General features: G+C 55.2%; 18 protein-coding genes. 13 read left to right on the forward strand and 5 right to left on the reverse strand.

Translation table 11 applies throughout. The annotated features are described in order from the left end of the window. Nucleotides 1-12: 12 nt before the first annotated feature. Together ACZ5M3_RS02695 and ACZ5M3_RS02700 are read right to left on the reverse strand one after the other, a co-directional pair. Nucleotides 13-1,287 (reverse strand): dicarboxylate/amino acid:cation symporter, encoded by a 1,275-nt coding sequence (locus ACZ5M3_RS02695; RefSeq protein WP_464840168.1) that lies wholly within the window; start codon nucleotides 1,285-1,287, stop codon nucleotides 13-15. A 102-nt stretch (nucleotides 1,288-1,389) separates the two neighbouring features. After that, entirely contained in the window at nucleotides 1,390-2,109 is a 720-nt protein-coding gene (locus ACZ5M3_RS02700) for a biotin--[acetyl-CoA-carboxylase] ligase (RefSeq protein WP_464840169.1), read from the reverse strand. Between the two features lie 95 nt (nucleotides 2,110-2,204). Here ACZ5M3_RS02700 and fba point away from each other — a divergent pair, with 95 nt between their 5' ends. From fba to ACZ5M3_RS02755, 11 genes are all read left to right on the forward strand, one after another. Next, the gene (fba, locus tag ACZ5M3_RS02705) at nucleotides 2,205-3,050 is read left to right on the forward strand and encodes a class I fructose-bisphosphate aldolase (protein ID WP_464841050.1); all 846 of its coding nucleotides are present in this window, start codon (nucleotides 2,205-2,207) and stop codon (nucleotides 3,048-3,050) included. Nucleotides 3,051-3,167: 117 nt separating this feature from the next. Further along, nucleotides 3,168-4,973 (forward strand): pyruvate/oxaloacetate carboxyltransferase, encoded by a 1,806-nt coding sequence (locus tag ACZ5M3_RS02710; protein ID WP_464840170.1) that lies wholly within the window; start codon nucleotides 3,168-3,170, stop codon nucleotides 4,971-4,973. Nucleotides 4,974-5,149: 176 nt separating this feature from the next. Then, nucleotides 5,150-6,880, forward strand: coding sequence for a carbon starvation CstA family protein (locus ACZ5M3_RS02715; protein WP_464840171.1), 1,731 nt, complete (start codon nucleotides 5,150-5,152; stop codon nucleotides 6,878-6,880). A 37-nt stretch (nucleotides 6,881-6,917) separates the two neighbouring features. Continuing rightward, nucleotides 6,918-7,205 carry a DUF7990 family protein gene (locus ACZ5M3_RS02720; protein ID WP_464840172.1) on the forward strand — a complete coding sequence of 96 codons (288 nt, stop codon included), beginning with the start codon at nucleotides 6,918-6,920 and terminating at the stop codon, nucleotides 7,203-7,205. 12 nt (nucleotides 7,206-7,217) lie between these two features. Next, nucleotides 7,218-7,499, forward strand: a complete 282-nt coding sequence (locus ACZ5M3_RS02725) for a DUF7990 family protein (protein WP_464840173.1) — start codon at nucleotides 7,218-7,220, stop codon at nucleotides 7,497-7,499. A gap of 9 nt (nucleotides 7,500-7,508) precedes the next feature. Then, a complete protein-coding gene (locus ACZ5M3_RS02730) occupies nucleotides 7,509-8,501 on the forward strand; it encodes an ArsA family ATPase (RefSeq protein WP_464840174.1) in 993 nt (330 codons plus the stop codon). Beyond that, nucleotides 8,491-8,793: an iron-sulfur cluster assembly protein gene (locus ACZ5M3_RS02735; RefSeq protein ID WP_464840175.1), complete on the forward strand. Its 303-nt coding sequence runs from the start codon at nucleotides 8,491-8,493 to the stop codon at nucleotides 8,791-8,793. Before ACZ5M3_RS02730 ends, ACZ5M3_RS02735 begins: the two co-directional genes overlap by 11 nt. 2 nt (nucleotides 8,794-8,795) lie before the next feature. Further along, nucleotides 8,796-9,452, forward strand: coding sequence for a hypothetical protein (locus tag ACZ5M3_RS02740; RefSeq protein WP_464840176.1), 657 nt, complete (start codon nucleotides 8,796-8,798; stop codon nucleotides 9,450-9,452). Nucleotides 9,453-9,514: 62 nt separating this feature from the next. Then, on the forward strand, nucleotides 9,515-9,907 hold the full coding sequence (locus tag ACZ5M3_RS02745; protein WP_464840177.1) for an AbrB/MazE/SpoVT family DNA-binding domain-containing protein: 393 nt from the start codon (nucleotides 9,515-9,517) through the stop codon (nucleotides 9,905-9,907). 88 nt (nucleotides 9,908-9,995) lie between these two features. Further along, nucleotides 9,996-10,823: an alpha/beta hydrolase gene (locus tag ACZ5M3_RS02750; RefSeq protein ID WP_464840178.1), complete on the forward strand. Its 828-nt coding sequence runs from the start codon at nucleotides 9,996-9,998 to the stop codon at nucleotides 10,821-10,823. Beyond that, nucleotides 10,789-11,724, forward strand: a complete 936-nt coding sequence (locus tag ACZ5M3_RS02755) for a hypothetical protein (protein WP_464840179.1) — start codon at nucleotides 10,789-10,791, stop codon at nucleotides 11,722-11,724. Before ACZ5M3_RS02750 ends, ACZ5M3_RS02755 begins: the two co-directional genes overlap by 35 nt. Here the strand turns inward: ACZ5M3_RS02755 and ACZ5M3_RS02760 are convergent. Continuing rightward, nucleotides 11,717-12,736 carry an adenylosuccinate synthetase gene (locus ACZ5M3_RS02760; protein ID WP_464840180.1) on the reverse strand — a complete coding sequence of 340 codons (1,020 nt, stop codon included), beginning with the start codon at nucleotides 12,734-12,736 and terminating at the stop codon, nucleotides 11,717-11,719. The genes ACZ5M3_RS02755 and ACZ5M3_RS02760 overlap by 8 nt on opposite strands. A gap of 132 nt (nucleotides 12,737-12,868) precedes the next feature. Here ACZ5M3_RS02760 and ACZ5M3_RS02765 point away from each other — a divergent pair, with 132 nt between their 5' ends. Further along, nucleotides 12,869-13,795 (forward strand): SDR family oxidoreductase, encoded by a 927-nt coding sequence (locus tag ACZ5M3_RS02765; RefSeq protein ID WP_464840181.1) that lies wholly within the window; start codon nucleotides 12,869-12,871, stop codon nucleotides 13,793-13,795. On the opposite strand, the gene ACZ5M3_RS02770 is transcribed toward ACZ5M3_RS02765, so the two are convergent. Both ACZ5M3_RS02770 and pfdA read right to left on the reverse strand, forming a co-directional pair. Beyond that, nucleotides 13,776-15,512, reverse strand: a complete 1,737-nt coding sequence (locus tag ACZ5M3_RS02770) for a DUF2341 domain-containing protein (RefSeq protein WP_464840182.1) — start codon at nucleotides 15,510-15,512, stop codon at nucleotides 13,776-13,778. The genes ACZ5M3_RS02765 and ACZ5M3_RS02770 overlap by 20 nt on opposite strands. 81 nt (nucleotides 15,513-15,593) lie before the next feature. Further along, nucleotides 15,594-16,037, reverse strand: coding sequence for a prefoldin subunit alpha (gene pfdA / locus ACZ5M3_RS02775; RefSeq protein ID WP_464840183.1), 444 nt, complete (start codon nucleotides 16,035-16,037; stop codon nucleotides 15,594-15,596). 100 nt (nucleotides 16,038-16,137) lie between these two features. Here pfdA and ACZ5M3_RS02780 point away from each other — a divergent pair, with 100 nt between their 5' ends. Continuing rightward, nucleotides 16,138-16,974: a hypothetical protein gene (locus ACZ5M3_RS02780; protein ID WP_464840184.1), complete on the forward strand. Its 837-nt coding sequence runs from the start codon at nucleotides 16,138-16,140 to the stop codon at nucleotides 16,972-16,974. Nucleotides 16,975-16,977 lie beyond the last annotated feature (3 nt).

The following is a 16,977-nucleotide window of genomic DNA, read 5'->3' on the forward strand; positions in this document are numbered from 1 at the left end:
AAGAACCAAAAGTCACTTCTCCCACTTGGAGAGGTCCACCTCGCCCTCCGTTTTGGCCACTATGGTCGTTCCTGTAAGGTCGCCGGTGACGTTGACCATGGTCCTGCCCATGTCGAGGATGGCGTCAATGCCGAGTATCATGGCGTAGGCAAGGGCGACGGGGCTTCCCTCGGTCAGCTCGAGACCGACGCTCTGGAGCACCATGGCGAGCATTATCGCACCCGCTCCGGGAACGCCGGCGGTTCCAATGGACGCCAGCACTGCTGTGAGTATAACGATCAGCTGCTGCTCAAGGGTCAGCGGCTGGCCGATTGCATAGGCCACGAAGAGAACCGTGACGCCCTGGTAGAGCGCGGTTCCATCCATGTTTATCGTCGCACCGAGGGGCAGCGTGAAGGAGAATATTCCCCTGTCAACGCCCATCTCCTCCTCGGCAACGCGCATGGTGACCGGCAGGGTTCCGCTGGAGCTCCTTGTAACGAAAGCCGTAATCATGGCATCCTTGGCCTTCTTGAGGAACTTGATGAGGTCGATGCCGAAGACCCTCAGGAGGAGCCCGTATACCAAGACTATCTGGAGTATGAGGCCGAGGTAAACGGCAACCACGACCTTGACCAGGGGCCCAGCCACGTTGGGTCCAAAAGTGCCGACGACGTAGTAGATGAGGGCAAAGACACCTATGGGCGCGTACTGCATGACGCCGGCAACTATCTTGTACATCGCCTCGGCGGCGGCATCAACAACCTTGTAGAGGGTTTCGGAGGCCGTTCTGAGCCTCTCGTCCTTGCTGTTCATGAGGTAGCTGATGGCTATTCCAAAGACTATGGCGAAGAATATCGTGGGCAGCACCTGACCGTTTGAGAAGGCCGCAAACGGGTTGGTGGGCACTATGTTGAGGAGCGTTTGAACGAGAGAAGGTGCCTCTGCCTGTATTGCTTTTCCTGCACCGGTTCCCAGCTCTATTCCGCTGCCCGGCTTGAAGATGTTGCCCATCAGAAGGCCGAAGAACACTGCGAAGGCCGAGGTGGCCAGATAGTAGAGGATTATCTTGACGCCGACCCTTCCAAGCCTCGCTGGGTTGATGCTGGCGGCACCGACTATCAGTGAGAACAGTATGATGGGCATCACTAGCATCTTCAGCAGGCGGATGAACAGGTCGCCAAGAGGCTTGAGAGTGCCTGCATAGCCCGGCAGCAGTATTCCGGCAACAATACCAAGAATCAAGCCGGCAAGAATCTTTTGAAGCACGGGTATGTCCAGATATGCTCTAAGCAGACCCTTTCCCATCGGATACCCCCCATTTAATCAAATCTGGGCATCAGCAGAAGACATAGACATCTGATAATATATTAACTTTCTGGGTAAAATTATGGCAAAATGACAAATATGCTAAAGAAATCTTAACGAAACATCACCGTACAGAACCCTCCTTAACTGTCCGCCAATGTCGAGCAGAAGTGATCCGTCATCTAAAACGTCCACTGCACGCCCTATAAGAACATTATCGTCCTCAACGACCCTGACGATCCTCCCGAGGATAAAAGTTCTCTCGCGGACTTTGGCCATCATGAGCTCTGGCCTCTCAAGAAAGACCCTATACCAGCCGTCCAGATGGAAGAGAAGCCTCTCAAGAACCCGTTCCAGTGGCACCCTTGCACCAATGAAGTTCACCATCGCAGTTGCGCTTTCTCTCAGCTCTTCCGGGAGTGGATTGTTGACGTTTAGACCAATGCCCAGGACGGTGTATTCCCCAGCCTTTCCCTCGGTGAGCACACCGGAGATCTTTTTGCCTCCAGCCCAGACGTCGTTTGGCCACTTTATTCCGGAGGGAATCCCAAAGTCAGCCAGGGTGTCCGAGACCGCCAAGGCCCCCACGAAAACGAGCCTCCCGTCGAGCCGCGGGGGCTTGAGAATCACACTCAACCAGAGACCCCCCTCTGGGGAGGCCCACGAGCGCCCTCTCCTGCCCCTTCCGGCAGTCTGCCTTTTTGCAACAACGACCGTGCCCTCGGGAACCTCTGGGGCGATTCTCTTGGCGTATTCGTTCGTCGAATCCACCTCATCGAGGTCGATGACCCTGATACCAACGACCCGGTTCTTTCTTTCCATCCAACCACCACCAGAAACTCGACCCCCGCCTTAAACAGGTTTCTGTCAAGGAAAACCTTAAATCCTTGGAGAGTATATCACTCCAGGTGATTAGTATGGATGCGTACCAGAACGTTGGCATTAAGCGCAGGATTGGGAGGTTCTTCCGGAGGGACGGAAGGGCGCTTATATTCGCCATGGATCACGGCTTCGAGCACGGCCCGACCGACTTCGAGGAGCACTGGGAGCACGTCAACCCGAGGATAATCCTCAGGAAGGTCATCAGGGCCGGTGTGGACGGCGTCATGATGCTCCCCGGCCTGGCAAGAATCGCCGGCGGCGAGCTCAAGCCCAGCGTGGGGCTCATGATAAAGCTCACCAGCAAGACCGAACTCAGGCCGAGGGACGACCAGCTCCTCCAGAGCCAGCTGGGCTTTGTCGAAGACGCTGTAAAGCTCGGTGCCGATGCGGTAGCGGCGACCGTCTACTGGGGCTCACCGCAGGAGGACGCCATGATGCGCCAGTTCGCTGAAATAGCGAGCTACGCCCACGACCTCGGCTTTCCGGTGGTTCAGTTCGCCTACCCGAGGGGCCCCTACATCAACGAGAAGTATGGAAAGAAAGAGGACTACCGGGTTGTAATGTACGGGGCAAGGGCGGCCGTCGAGAGCGGTGCGGACATGATAAAGACCTACTGGACGGGTTCAAGGGAGACCTTCGCAAAGGTCGTTGATGCCGCCGCTGGGGTTCCGGTTCTCCTGAGCGGAGGAGCAAAGACCGAGAACCCGCTCGACTTCCTGAAGGTCGTCTACGATGTCGTCGAGGCAGGCGGAGCCGGGGCCGTCGTCGGCAGAAACATCTTCCAGCGCGAGAACCCCGAGCCCCTCATAAAGGCCCTAATAAGGGTCATCCACCGCAACGAGGAGCCAGAGGAGGCCGCGAAGGCAGAAGGGCTTATTTGAGCCCCCACTTTTCTGACTTTACTTTCGTCAATTGACGGACTCGGCTTCTCCTAACGTCGTTAGGCTTTTATACCGCCCCGCTTATCTTCCCGATATACCTTGTAAGGAGGGAGCGACATGGCAAGGGTCGAAATCATCGACACCACGTTTAGGGACGCGCACCAGTCACTTATAGCAACGCGCCTGCAGACGGAGGACATGCTGGCGATAGCTGAGAAGATGGACAGGATAGGCTTCTACTCGATGGAAGTCTGGGGAGGGGCGACCTTCGACGTCTGCATCCGCTACCTCAACGAAGACCCCTGGGAGAGGCTTCGCCTGCTGAGGGAGCACATCAGAAAGACGAAACTCCAGATGCTTCTCCGGGGGCAGAACGTCGTTGGCTACAGGCACTATCCCGACGACGTGGTCGAGAAGTTCGTTGAACTGGCCCACAAGAATGGAATCGACATCTTCAGGGTTTTCGATGCCCTAAACGACATAAGAAACATGGAGGTGGCGATAAGGAAGGCGAAGGAAGTGGGGGCGGAGGTTCAGGGGGCGATAGCCTACACGACCGGGAAGGTGTTCACCCTCGAATACTACATGAAAAAAGTCGAAGAGCTCCTGGGGCTTGACGTTGACGTGATAACGATAAAGGACATGGCTGCCCTGCTCACGCCCTGGAAGGCCTATGAACTGGTGAGCGAGATAAAGGAAACCTACGGTGTCCCCGTCAACGTCCACACGCACTCGACCACGGGGATGGCGGTCGCCACCTACCTGAAGGCTGTGGAAGCGGGCGCAGACTACATAGACACGGCGATAAGCCCGCTGGCCTTTGGGACAGCCCAGCCGGGGATACAGACGATATGGCACGCCCTGCCGGAGGCCGTTGGCGGCCACCTGGACAGGGAGGTGATCCACGAGGTCTCGCGCTACATGAAGAGGCTTTTGGAGGAGAAATACTCCGGAATGCTGTCCAAGGAAGCGCTGATGGTGAATCCCTACGTCCTCAAATATCAGGTCCCGGGGGGCATGTACTCCAACCTCATAGCCCAGCTTAAGGAGATGAAGGCGCTGGACAAGCTCGATGAGGTTCTGAACGAGATTCCGCGCGTTAGGGAGGATCTCGGCTGGCCGCCGCTGGTAACCCCCACGAGCCAGATAGTGGGAACCCAGGCTGTCCTCAACGTGCTCTTCGGAAGGTACGAGCGCATAACCGAGGAGGTCAAGAAATACATCAGGGGGCTCTACGGAAGACCGCCGGGGGAGATAAACCCCGAGCTGAAGGCGAAGGTTCTCGGGGATGAGGAGCCAATAACCGTCCGGCCCGGAAGTCTGCTGGAGCACCAGCTCGATGGGTGCAGGAAAAAACTTGAAGAGCTGGGATACCTTGAGAAAGAGGAGGACGTTCTGACCTACTGCCTCTTCCCCCAGGTGGCGCTTGAGTTCTTCAAGAGGAGAAAGAAGGGCACAAGGAAGCCAAAATTCCCGCCGACGGTTCAGAGGTTCAAGCTTTACGTCAATGGCGTCGAGTTCGAGGTCGGCGTTGAAGGTGTCGACCTGAGCGCGCTGAAGTACCTGCCCCAGACGGTGAGCGCCGGCAGCGTCGGGACATCAAGGCCAACTCCAGCCGAGGTTTCCCCTCCAGCACCGGCGCCAGCCGCGCAGACTGCCCCAACAACCCCAGTTCAGGGAGTCCCTGCGCCTCCGGCTCCGGTTGCCGGTGAGGGTGTCGTCACTGCGCCAATGCCGGGTAAGGTTTTGAGGGTTCTCGTGAGGGAGGGCGAGCAGGTCAAAACCGGTCAAGGGTTAGTAATCCTCGAAGCGATGAAGATGGAGAACGAAATACCAGCGCCAAAAGACGGAGTCGTAAAGAAAATCCTAGTCAAAGAAGGCGACACCGTCGACACCGGACAAACACTCGTGCAGCTTGAGTAAAAAAGCATTCTCCTTCCTTATTTATTATAACTCTCCATCTAACAGGTTTTTTCCGCCTGTATAGGAGAAGTTTGAAACTCTTAGTTAAAAAACGAAAAAGTTTCAGCTTTTTGCCGAAAGGCATTTAAATCGACACAATCATACATTATCCCGAAAATCTACCTGGAGGTGCAACCATGAACTCCGCTGTAGTTATCTTAATAGCGGCTGCAATCTATCTGGGGATGTACTTTACCTACGGAAAGAGCCTTCAGAACAAGGTCGTCAGGGCTGATTCGGGCAGGCCCACACCGGCCCACAAGCTCTACGACGGTGTCGACTACGTCCCGGCCCACCCGCTGGTTCTCTACGGCCACCACTTTGCATCAATAGCAGGTGCTGGGCCAATCGTCGGTCCGGCGCTGGCAATGGCCTGGGGCTGGCTGCCAGGACTCCTCTGGGTCTGGTTCGGAAACGTCTTCATTGGTGCCGTCCACGACTACCTTGCCCTGATGTCATCGGTTCGCTACGATGGTAAATCCGTCCAGTGGATAGCAGGAAAGCTCATGACAAGGAGGACAGGAATAGCCTTTGAGTTCTACATACTGTTCGCCCTGCTCCTCGTTATAGCCGCCTTCATGTCAGTCATCGCCGGAATCTTCACCAAGACCCCCGAAGCCGCGACAGCCTCAATACTGTTCCTCATCTCTGCAGTTATAGTCGGCTATCTGATGTACAAGACGAGCCTCCACTTCGCAGGTGCCACCATCGTCGGCCTCATACTCCTGGTGATATCAGTCTGGCTCGGCTTCAAGTACCCGATACAGGCCTCATACCACCAGTGGAACGTATTCCTCTTCGTCTACATCATAATCGCGGCATCGCTGCCCGTATGGGTGCTGCTACAGCCAAGGGACTACCTGAACGCATACATCCTGTGGTTCGGCCTGATCCTCGGAGGCGTTGCCTTCGCAATCCTCGGTTCTAAGGGAACCTTCACCGCCCCTGCCTACACCAGCTGGTCGGCAAGCGTCGTTGGAGGGAAGCCTTCACCGTTCTGGCCAACAATACCGCTCGTCATCGCGTGCGGTTCACTCAGCGGATTCCACTCCATCGTCGGTTCAGGAACCACCTCAAAGCAGCTTGACAACGAGCTTCACGGCCTCATGGTCGGCTACGGCGGAATGTTCACCGAGGGCTTCCTCTCAACCGTGGTCATAGCATCGATAGCGGTCTATGGAATCAAGGTCTTTGCCGATGCTGGAATCGATATAAACGCCGCCAACTGGGCTTCAATCTACGCCCCCAAGGTCGCGGGAGAGATAGGTAAGGTTGGAATATTCGCCAAGAGCTACGCATACGGCCTGCAGGACGCCTTCGGAATACCGTTCAAGACCGGTGCTGTCTTTGCAAGCCTCTGGGTCTCGGCATTCGCCCTGACCACCCTTGACACAGCGACCAGGCTCGGCCGCTTTGCCTGGCAGGAAGTTGTCGGAATGCTCATGGACACCACGGAGGGCATAGGGAAGGCCATTTCCAACAAGTGGCTTGCCTCCTTCGTGCTCGCCCTTGTCGGAATGTGGCTCGCGTGGGGTAACCAGTGGCTCATCCTCTGGCCTGCCTTCAGCGGTATGAACCAGATGCTGGCGAGTATAGCAATGATGACCGGCGCACTGTGGGTGACCAAGATACAGCAGGCGGGCAAGTGGAGCTACGCCGTCCTGATCCCCGCACTGTTCCTGTGGATAACGGTGAGCGCCGCACTGGTATGGTTCCTGGCCGTTGTCGTTCCGGGAATCGGTGACGTCGGAACAAGGTACGCGGTTGGCTTCATAACCCTGGTCGGCATACTCCTGAACCTCATGCTGGTCTTTGACTTCTACGCGGCCTGGAAGAAACCAGCGGAGGAGTATGCCGCCGCTTCGTGATGTTTTTCTTTTTTTACCAAATTTTTGAGGGATGAACATGAGAAAGGTGCTCAGGAAGGTATTCTCGGTGCTTTCACTGCCCCTGAGGGTGCTTTGGGAGTTTCACAAGGGGTTCGAGCTGTATTACATCCAGGGTATTAAATGGGAGGAAGAGGAGCTTGAGAACATATTTGCGCTCATCCTGTTTGGGGACTACATAGGTCTCCCCCACCCGCCGACGGAGCTGAGCTTCAGACTGCTCCCCTACGTCATAAGGGAAATATACGTGATGGAGGAGAAGAGCACCAAGGAAGTCTCCATGAAGACCGGATGGATAGGTGTGTGAGGAGGAACCAAAATGACCAGAAAAATACTTGAGGACATACGGGCTTTCCTGAAGGGGTTCGGAGGCTCCTTCAAGGAGCAGTCCACCGAGTACATCGAATTCGAGGAGAGAGAGCTTGAGAACGTGTTCGCACTCATACTCATGGGCTCGTTCGTCGGAATACCCTCGCCGCCCACCACATTGGTGGTCAGACTGATGCCCCACATGATAAAGGAGATGCACGTAATGCAGCAGAGGGCGATCAACCTGGACGACATCTTCGGGGAGATAGCGGGAATGTTCGACATAGACTGAGGTGGTAGCATGAGGGAGTTCCTGCTTCCAAAGGAAGGATTTCGGGCTGTTTTTGTGATAGGGAAAGGCGGTGTCGGCAAGACCACAACCAGCGCCGCCCTGGCAACGGCCCTCGCGAAGAGAGGATACAGGACGCTCATAGTGTCCTTAGACCCGGCACACAACCTCGGCGACGTTTTCATGGTAAAGCTCTCAGACAAGCCGAGGGAACTGGGAGAGAACCTCTACGCGAGTGAACTTGACATGGAGAAGCTCATAAAGGGCTATCTAAAGCATCTGGAGGACAACCTTAAGCACATGTACCGCTATTTGACCGTGATAAACCTGGAGAAGTACTTTGAGGTTCTCAGCTTCTCCCCTGGAATAGAGGAGTACGCCACCCTGGAGGCCGTCAGGAACATACTCCTTGAAGGGGAGAAGTGGGACGTGATAGTCTTTGACACGCCCCCGACGGGTCTAACACTCCGTGTTCTGGCCCTGCCCAGGATATCCCTGATCTGGGCCGACAAGCTCATCGAGATAAGGAAGAAGATACTCGAGCGGAGGAGGATGATAGCCAAGGTCCACGGCGACCGTAAGTTCCAGCTGGAGGGGGAGGAGTTCACCCTTCCAAAGGAGGAAGAGGAAGACCCCGTGATGAGGGAGCTCCTGGAATACCGGAGGGAGGTGATGTTCGTCGAGAAAGTGATAACAGACCCCAAGAAAACCTCGGTCGTGGCTGTGATGAACCCCGAGATGCTCCCACTGTACGAAACTGAAAGGGCCTACCAGAGCCTCAAAAAATTCAAGATCCCGCTCAACATGATAGTGGTAAACAAGGTGATAACAGTCGAGAGGGAAATACCGGAAATAAGGGTCAAGCTGGACGCCCAGAGAAAGGTTCTTGAAGAAATCGAAAAGAAGTTCCAGAAGGTTGAGATAGTCAAAGTGCCCATGTTCGCCGAGGAACCCCGCGGAATGGAGTGGCTCGAAAGGCTCGGGGGCATGGTCATTGAGGGTTGAGGATGTGCTGGAACTCCTCAGGGGCGTTGAAAACCCGTTCACTAACGTGGACATAGTCAGCGAGGGCCTCGTAACAAAGGTGGTCGTGGAGGAGGAGAAGACCACGATATACGTCGCCTTCGCCCGGAACATCCCCCCGCATCCCTTTGCCATGGCCGTCAACTGGCCGATTCAGGCCAGAATTGTGAGGGACATGGTAAAGGTTTTAGGTGATAAGCTGGAATACTTCGAGATAGTTGATGACACCACTCTGCAGAGGTACTATCCCTTAGACGAAGATATGGAGGTCTAATAATGGAGCTGACGTCGGGAATATTGCTGGGAATAATGGTGCTCGCGGCGCTGGCGTCGATACAGTTCTACAAGGGCAGAAAGTGGAATATCCAGCTCATGTACCACTACCTTCAGTCCATCGAGGAAGTCGTCAAACCGGAGGACAAGGATTACGTATGGCTCGGCGGCTACATAGGGTTCAGGGCAGTGTACAAGGTCAACAGAGACAACATCAGAAAGTTTGAGTACACCCTGACCCTTCTCCCCAGGCAGAGCCTGTTCTACTTCCCGATAGCACTTCTCACGAGCAGGCACGACAAGCTCTACGTGGTCATCAAGCCCTTTGCCCAGATAAAGCGTGAGGCACACCTCATCCAGAAGGGCTACTACCGTATGAGGCCCGACATAGAGAACGAGCCCCTCCTTCAGAAAGAGATAATTGAGGTGGGGGACAGGAAGTACGAGGCCCTGTTCGAGAAGAGGAGGGACGTTGAAAACCTGAAGGCACTGCTCGAGAGCCTGCCAAAACCGCACAACGTGAAGCACATCTCGCTTACGCCCAAGACGAACGTGTTCTACGTGCTTATGAAGCCCGAACCGGAGACCATCAGGGAAGACGTCGAAAAGCTACTCCGCTTCGCCAATGAGAGGATAAAGGAGAGCCCGTTCTCCTCATGAATTTTTCCAATTCTCCGCAAGGTTTTTACCGGTCAAACTCAAGGTTATACTAGGTGATACCTTTGGTTAGTATCCGCCTGAAGGTCGGCCCGAAGGGCCAGATAGTCATTCCAAAGGTTTTCAGAGAAGCATACGGCATAAAGGAAGGTGGAGAGGTTATAGTCGAGCCGACGGAGAAAGGGCTGGTGATACGCGGGCTCATAGAAGGGGAGGAACTCCTCAGAAAAATCAGGGAGGAGAGGAAGAAAATAAACCCAAAGAGAAAGCCAAAACCGGGGGAACTCAAGGGAATCAGCCTCAAAGACGAGTTCAACAAGGCGTGGGGATTGAGGAATGAAGCTCTTTCTGGACACGAACCTCTCTATCTACCTGGCCCTGAGCAGCAGCGACCCAAACTACGAAACGTCCATCGACGAGTTCTACAAAAGCCTCAGATGCCCTCCACGCGGCCGTAATACAGAACAACGGCCTTCAGGCCATAGTTAGTGAGGACAATAAATTTGAGAGGTTCCCCCTCAAACGGCTCTGGCTGGAGGTGTGAGCGTGGAAGTCCACAGAGCCAAGTTTGGAATCCCCGAAAGGGGCTGGGTAGTTCTCGTCCACGGTCTCGGGGAACACAGCGGAAGGTATGAGAGACTTATCCACATGCTGAACGATGCAGGTTTCGCCGTCTACACCTTTGACTGGCCTGGACACGGGAAAAGTCCCGGTAAGAGGGGGCACGCGAGCGTTGAGGAGGCCATGGAGATAATAGACGCCCTCATCGAGGAAATCGGAGAAAAACCCTTCCTCTTCGGCCACAGCCTCGGAGGCCTGGCCGTAATAAGGTACGCGGAAACAAGGGCCGACAAAGTAAGGGGGGTCGTGGCCTCATCACCCGCCCTCGCCAGAAGCCCAAAGACGCCCTCGTTCATGGTGGCCCTGGCAAAGTTCCTCGGAAAAATAGCCCCGGGGATAACCATGTCCAACGGCCTCGACCCAAAGCTTCTCTCCCGGAATCCCGAGGCGGTAAGGAGATACATCGACGACCCCCTCGTTCACGACAGGATTTCGGCGAGACTGGGGAGGAGCATCTTTGAAAACATGGAGCTGGCGCACAGGGAGGCCAAAAGAATAAATGTCCCCATACTGCTCATCGTCGGCACGGGGGACGTCATAACACCGCCCGAGGGCTCCAGGAGACTTTTCAAGGAACTCACCGTCGAGGACAGGGAGATAAGGGAATTCGAGGGGGCATACCATGAGATATTCGAGGATCCGGAATGGGCGGACGAGTTCCACGAGGTGATAGTCCGCTGGTTTGTCGAGCACTCTCGGTCCACAGCGAGCGAAGATGATGCCGATGAGGACGGTGGTGCTGGAGGCGTATGAGACAAAATTCCTTGCCCGGCTAATCACGGCGTTTCTGGTTCTCTTCGTTTCAGTTATCGCCCTGATCCTTCTGACACTCGCCAGCGGCGGGGCATCCCGGGAGGCGTTCATAGGGGTGTCCATGTACCTCGTCTTTGCCCTGATAGTGATCGGTCTCATGATGTTCTGTCTGGGGAAGATGAGGGAGGCGCCCAAGAGGGCGGCCATGCTCGCAGAGGCCTGCACATTTAAGGGGGCCCGACTGGTGTTCCCCGATGAGCTCGAATTCGAGTACGGGAGGATTACCATCCACAGATCCGAAAAGAGGCGTTCAGCCAAAAAATTCCAAGTCCTGGAAAGAGGAAAGTCATCGACCCTCGAATTCCCCCGCGGGGAGTTCAAGCTATGTTCAACCATTGGAAGGGGATTCGCCAGCTTTCCGGCGGTGAGAGTCCTGACCCACCCGTACGATGGGACGGTGGTGCTCTTCATGACTCAGGAGGGCAGAGTCATCGGCAAAAGGCTCCTCACCGCTTCAACTTCCGGCGGATACGTGGACGTCGAGATAGAGGGCAGGGGAAAGAGCCTGCTCGGGAGGTTCTACACGCCGCCGGGCCAGAGGGGAAAGGTGGAGATCCTACTGAGCGCTCCCGAAAGTCCGGAAGTCAGCATTAAAATAGCCGATTCCTCGGTGGGGAGGTTCGAGTATCCCCTGCTCCCTGAGGAGAGCACGGTTATATTCTGTCCGTATGGCAGTTTGAGCGTCGACAACATCCTGAAAACCCTCGGCCTCACTGCCACGGCCATGGGGCACGGGCGGTTCACGGTAAGGCTGAGGCCATCAGAAACCCCGGCCTACCCCATCGAAGTCAGACTGGAAGAAGAGGAAAGAGGGGAGTCCAGGAACGGGGACGTCAGATAACTTCCCTTCTGTCTATTATATGTTCAAGCTCCGGCCCGGTCTTGATGAGCCCAACCGGGACGCCAACGCGTTCTTCAATCTCTTCAACAAACTCCCTGGCCTTCCTCGGCAGTTTGTCGTAGTCGGTAACCCCGAAGGCCTCCCTGTCGTACTTGTCGAGCATCGTTAGGGCGAGCATCGTTGCACCGTTGAGCCTCGCAGAATAGCGGGCAAACTCGAAGTCAAACCATCCGACCCTCCTTCTCCTTCCGGTTACCGTCCCGTACTCGACAAGGCCCAGCTTTTCCGCCTCTTCCTGACTCATCTCCGTGGGGAACGGGCCGGTCCCGACTCTCGTTGGAAAGCTCTTGAAGACGACAATGACGTCGTCAACCCTCGTCGGGCCAATCCCAACGTCACTCGCTATGGCAGAGGCTGTCGTATCCTTTGAGGTCACGTATGGATAGGTTCCGTAGTAGAGGCTCAGCCCAAAGCCCTGAGTCCCCTCAATGAGCACTAGCTTTCCCTCGTCGAGGGCATCGTTAACTTCCCGGGCAACGTCCGTCAGGTATGGCTCAAGCTCGGGGACGTCCTTTGCAAGCCTCGCCCGCCTCATGACCCTGTCTGCGTTTGCCGGTCCGCAGCCGCTCCCAGTCGTGCCTATCCTGTCGTGGAGGTGGCTGCTGCTCCTGTCGAGCTTCTTGTGTTCATCCTCGATTATGGAACAGCGGTAATCGATGCCCACCCTCTCGGCGACGTTGAATTCCCAGAGGTGCTCAAGTTCGTGGAAGAAAACCCCCGGATCAACAAGAACCCCCGCACCAACGAGAAGTCTTGCATTTCTCTGGATGAAGGCAGTCGGCAGCTGTCTCACCGCGTACTTTTTACCGTTGATAAAAACGCTGTGCCCTGCGTTCGTTCCCACCCCACCGCGGGCTATGATTTCAGGACCGTCCTTCAGGGCAAGGTAGGCGATAACAGAGCCCTTGCCCTCGTCTCCCCACTGACCGCCAACAACGATGTAGCTCGGCATGGCTCCTTACCCAGATTTAAGTCAATAGGAGGCTTATAACGGTTTCGAATTTAACAGGAATCAGTCGAAAAACTGGAGGCTGACCCCGCAAAAGGTTAAAACCTGTGGCAAACACTACCAACGGGGGTAGCAATGAGAAACAAGCTCGTGGTCGTCACCGGAGGGGCCGGCTTCATAGGCTCCCACATAGCCTGGGAGCTGGTCAAGGACAACGAGGTGGTCATAATAGACAACCTCTACACCGGAAAGGAGGAGAACGTCCCGCCGGGAGCGAAGCTCGTTAAAGCCGACATCAGAGACTACTCGGCCATAGCCGAGCTGATAGGCCACGCGGATTACGTCTTTCATGAGGCAGCCCAGGTCAGTGTCGTTGAAAGCATAAGGGATCCGGTTTTCACGGAGGAAGTGAACGTCATCGGCACGATCAACATCCTGAGGGCACTGCTCGATGGGCACGGAAAGCTCATCTTCGCATCATCCGCGGCCGTGTACGGGGACAATCCGAACCTCCCGTTAAAGGAAACAGAGAGACCAAAACCCCTCTCGCCCTACGGCCTGACCAAGGTTGCTGCCGAGGAGTATCTGCGTGTCTTTCACGAGCTGTACGGCATTCCAGTTGTCGCGCTGAGGTACTTCAACGTCTTCGGTCCCAGGCAGGGCTTCAACCAGTACGCGGGTGTTATCAGCATCTTCATCAACCGCGCGCTGAAGAATGAGCCCCTCGTGATTTACGGGGACGGAAAGCAGACGAGGGACTTCATCTACGTGAAGGACGTTGTAAGGGCCAACCTCCTGGTGGCCGAGAGCAGACGGAGCAACGGAAGGGTCTTCAACGTCGCCACCGGAAAGCAAACGAGCGTCCTTGAGCTGGCGATGAAGATAATCGAGATAACGGGGGCAAATACCTCGATCATATTCGACAAGCCGAGACCCGGCGACATACGGCACAGCCTCGCCGATATAGGGGAGATAAGAAAGCTCGGGTTCGAGCCGGAGTTCTCGCTTGAGGATGGCCTGAAAAAAACGGTGGAGTGGTACGCTACGGACCATCATCGCTAAGGGTCAGGTTCGCAGCCCTCGCCAGTTCTTTAATTCTCTCCGAGACGCTGGTGTTGTTCGACGCAGTCTCTTCACTGGTCCTGTTCTGAAGCTGTGGAATGGTCTTTCCGCCGGGGTTCTGACCTTCGATCGGCAGAGAGACCGGGGCAGATTTTCCGATAGATGCTATCGTAGGAATGCCCGTTGAGGCAACCGAGGCTCCGGTTGCTGATGCGGTAAGCGGCTCCGGAACGAAGGTGAGGTGGTAGTAAACGTTTCCGAGGGTGTACGTGGGTTCGGGAGAAACGTACTTCCTCACAAAGACAAAGTCCACGCGTGTGGGTCCGCCGCTCCACTGGCCGAGGAGTACCCTGCCGTCGGATGTCACCGTTATGGTGTAGGAACTCGTGCTCTGGGTGTACGCGGGTATGCCCGTGGAGGGAGTGGCTGAGAGAACCCAGTTGGCACCGTTCCACGTCAGGAACAGAACCTGTGAGAAGTCAACGGACGTAGAGGTTACCGTCGCATTGAGGATTTCCCACTGCCCCATAATGTACGCTGGATTGCTGTTCCCATAGTTCCAGTTCAGCGTTGTGATTGGAGCGCTCGCATCCGCCTGAACCAGCCCATCCTGCTGACTCCACGGGATCAAGGTGCCCGCCCAGTTCAGGTATTCCGTTCCTATTCCCTCACCGGCTCCAGAACCGGCGGAATCCACATAGGGGAGGACAAACGGCCCCAGTGAATAGACCCAGGAGAAGAACCCCCCTCCCCTTGTATCGTAGGGAGTTCCATCGTCATAGGCAAGGTTCGTAAAAACCTCGACGGAATAGGGCACCGGAAAGCTCCTCGTACTCAGTATCCAGTCTCCCCTATCAAGCTGGAGCTCTCCTCCGGAGAGGGTTGGGGTGCCCCCCACCTGCCAGTTGGCAAGACTGGTAAAGTTGTCGTAGAACAAGAATACCCTGCTGGGATTCACGTAGGCCGAGCACGGGTTCCCGGTTCCCAGGTAGTTCACAAAAATAGTCTCATTCGAATTGGCTGGAATGTTTGTGACGTTTACCCAGAACACCGCCCAGGAGTAGGTTCTCCCATCGGAATTGACGAACGTCCCGTTGAACTCCTTCCAGTAATACAGGCAGCTCCCAGTGGTGTTCGTGAAATAAAGCGAGTCCCACGGGAAAGAGGGATTGGACGATATAAACAACATCCGTATTGGGTAGTAATCCAGGAAAACGGAGCTTCCATAGACGGTTATGGGGCGGGAGTAGCTGCCGTCGTAAGTCCCGATCCCAAGCTTTTGAGTGTTCACAAAAACCGGGCCGGAAGTGTCCCCGTAGTACTCCGAGGACAGGATCACAACTTCGGTCTGTGTTGGATCCACCCATGCAGAGTTAACGGGAGTCACGGTAACGTTGAAGGGCGTTCCTGCGGGGATGCCCCCAGAGCCAACGACCAGGGTGCCGTTTGAAACAACAACACCAGAGGAGTTTTTCAGCGTGACGTATATAACCGTGCCAGCAGGCATGTCAGCGGTCAGTATCAACTCCACGGCAACAACGTCGGTACCCGACTGCCACAGTGTGTACCTTCCCTCCCAAACCGGGCTCACAAGCCTGTTGGTTCCAGTTCCAATTTCCTGGACATTCACAGTGATCGTGGGTACGGCTAACCCCAAGGTTCCGAGAAGCAGGGTTAAAACCAGCATGATTGAAGTTATCCTGAGTTTCCCCAACATACTAAAACGTACTGTGGGATAAAAAGTTTAAAATATTATCTCAAGATTTCGATGTTCAGACCCGAAAAATTTTGGAGAAGGTCATCTCTTAACACTGAAGCCCATCGCCTGCCTCTGCTGAAGCTCCTGCGCCTTCTGGGCCAGTTCTCCCAGCTGTCCCTCAAGCTTCCTGAGGGCCTCCTGGGTCCTGGCTATGGCCTCTTCGTACTCCTTTATACGGGCGTCGAGGTACGCTATAGCCTCGTCGAGGTTCTTTTCGATGGCATATCCAGCTCCAACGCTGACTATCGCGTTCTCCTTGTCCTCTATCCTTGCCTTCAGGAATGAGCCCGCACCGATGGGCACCAGAATCTCCGGCTTTTCCTCCTCGACCTTCTTGAGCTCTTCCAGCGTTTCCTTGACCGCCTGAAACTCGTTCCGCCCAAGGGTGAGCAGTTCGAGGTTCTGGGCCAGGAGCTGTGCCTGGGCCTGAAGGAGCTGATACTCGTAAGCGAGCCTTTCAAGCTGCTCGTTTGTCTCGGCCATTTACACCACCGGAGGGACTACACGGCGGGGCTTTTAAGGTTTGGGTCGGCGATTACTACGAGAACGAAAACTTTATTTACCGTACGTAAGATGAAATTATGTGGTTGGTATGAACCTAGGAAAGCTGCTGGTTGTTGGAATGGCCCTCGTTGTCATAGCAGGACTCGTCGTATCCTTCTCAGACCTCCGGAATCCCGGTGAAAACCCCCAAAAGCCCGACCACATAACTTACACGATATGCCCCTACGTCAATCCGATAAACGTTGAAATGTGGGCGGATGAGGTTAACGGAACCGAGAGCCTCGTAAGTGTTCTGAGAAGCTCGTTCAACGCCTCGCTCGACCCCAACTACCCCCTTGCGGTTTTGCAGGAACTGGCCGAGGACGGAAAAATAGGGAGGATCTACCAGAGATATGCCTACTCCTTCGCCAACTGTTCCAAGACGGTCAGCGGCTCTTCGGGGTGGTATATGGAAAAATCCTATCTGGCCGTTCCCCCGATTAGAGAAATCACCCCCGACTTCAGGGACTTCGATGTCCTTTACGGTATGATCTACACGGAGATAGAGGGAAAGGCTATGGTGTTCCTGTACTACCTTTCAAACCCTGCAACTGTGGACAGGGTCGAAGGCATCTCCCTCTTCTATCCAAAGAACCTCAGCATCGTCAAGACTACCGGTGAGATAGCCTGGAGGTGCTGGCAGCGCGCTGAAAACGGAGAAGGGATAAACTCCTGTGAGGGGGATGGAAGGGGGGCGTTCATTCCCACTGGAATCGACAACGAAAACTCAGTTGGGATCTGGGCAAAGGGCCCATACGGTTCCTTCGTGGTGGTCTTCAACAAGACGGTGAATGAGAGTGAAAGCCTCCCAATCTCCATGAGGGTTGCGGTGGTGGTGAACGGGGAAAGAACAAACCTTCCCCTTGGAAATCCGTAGTAG

This window comes from Thermococcus coalescens, from assembly GCF_055392585.1.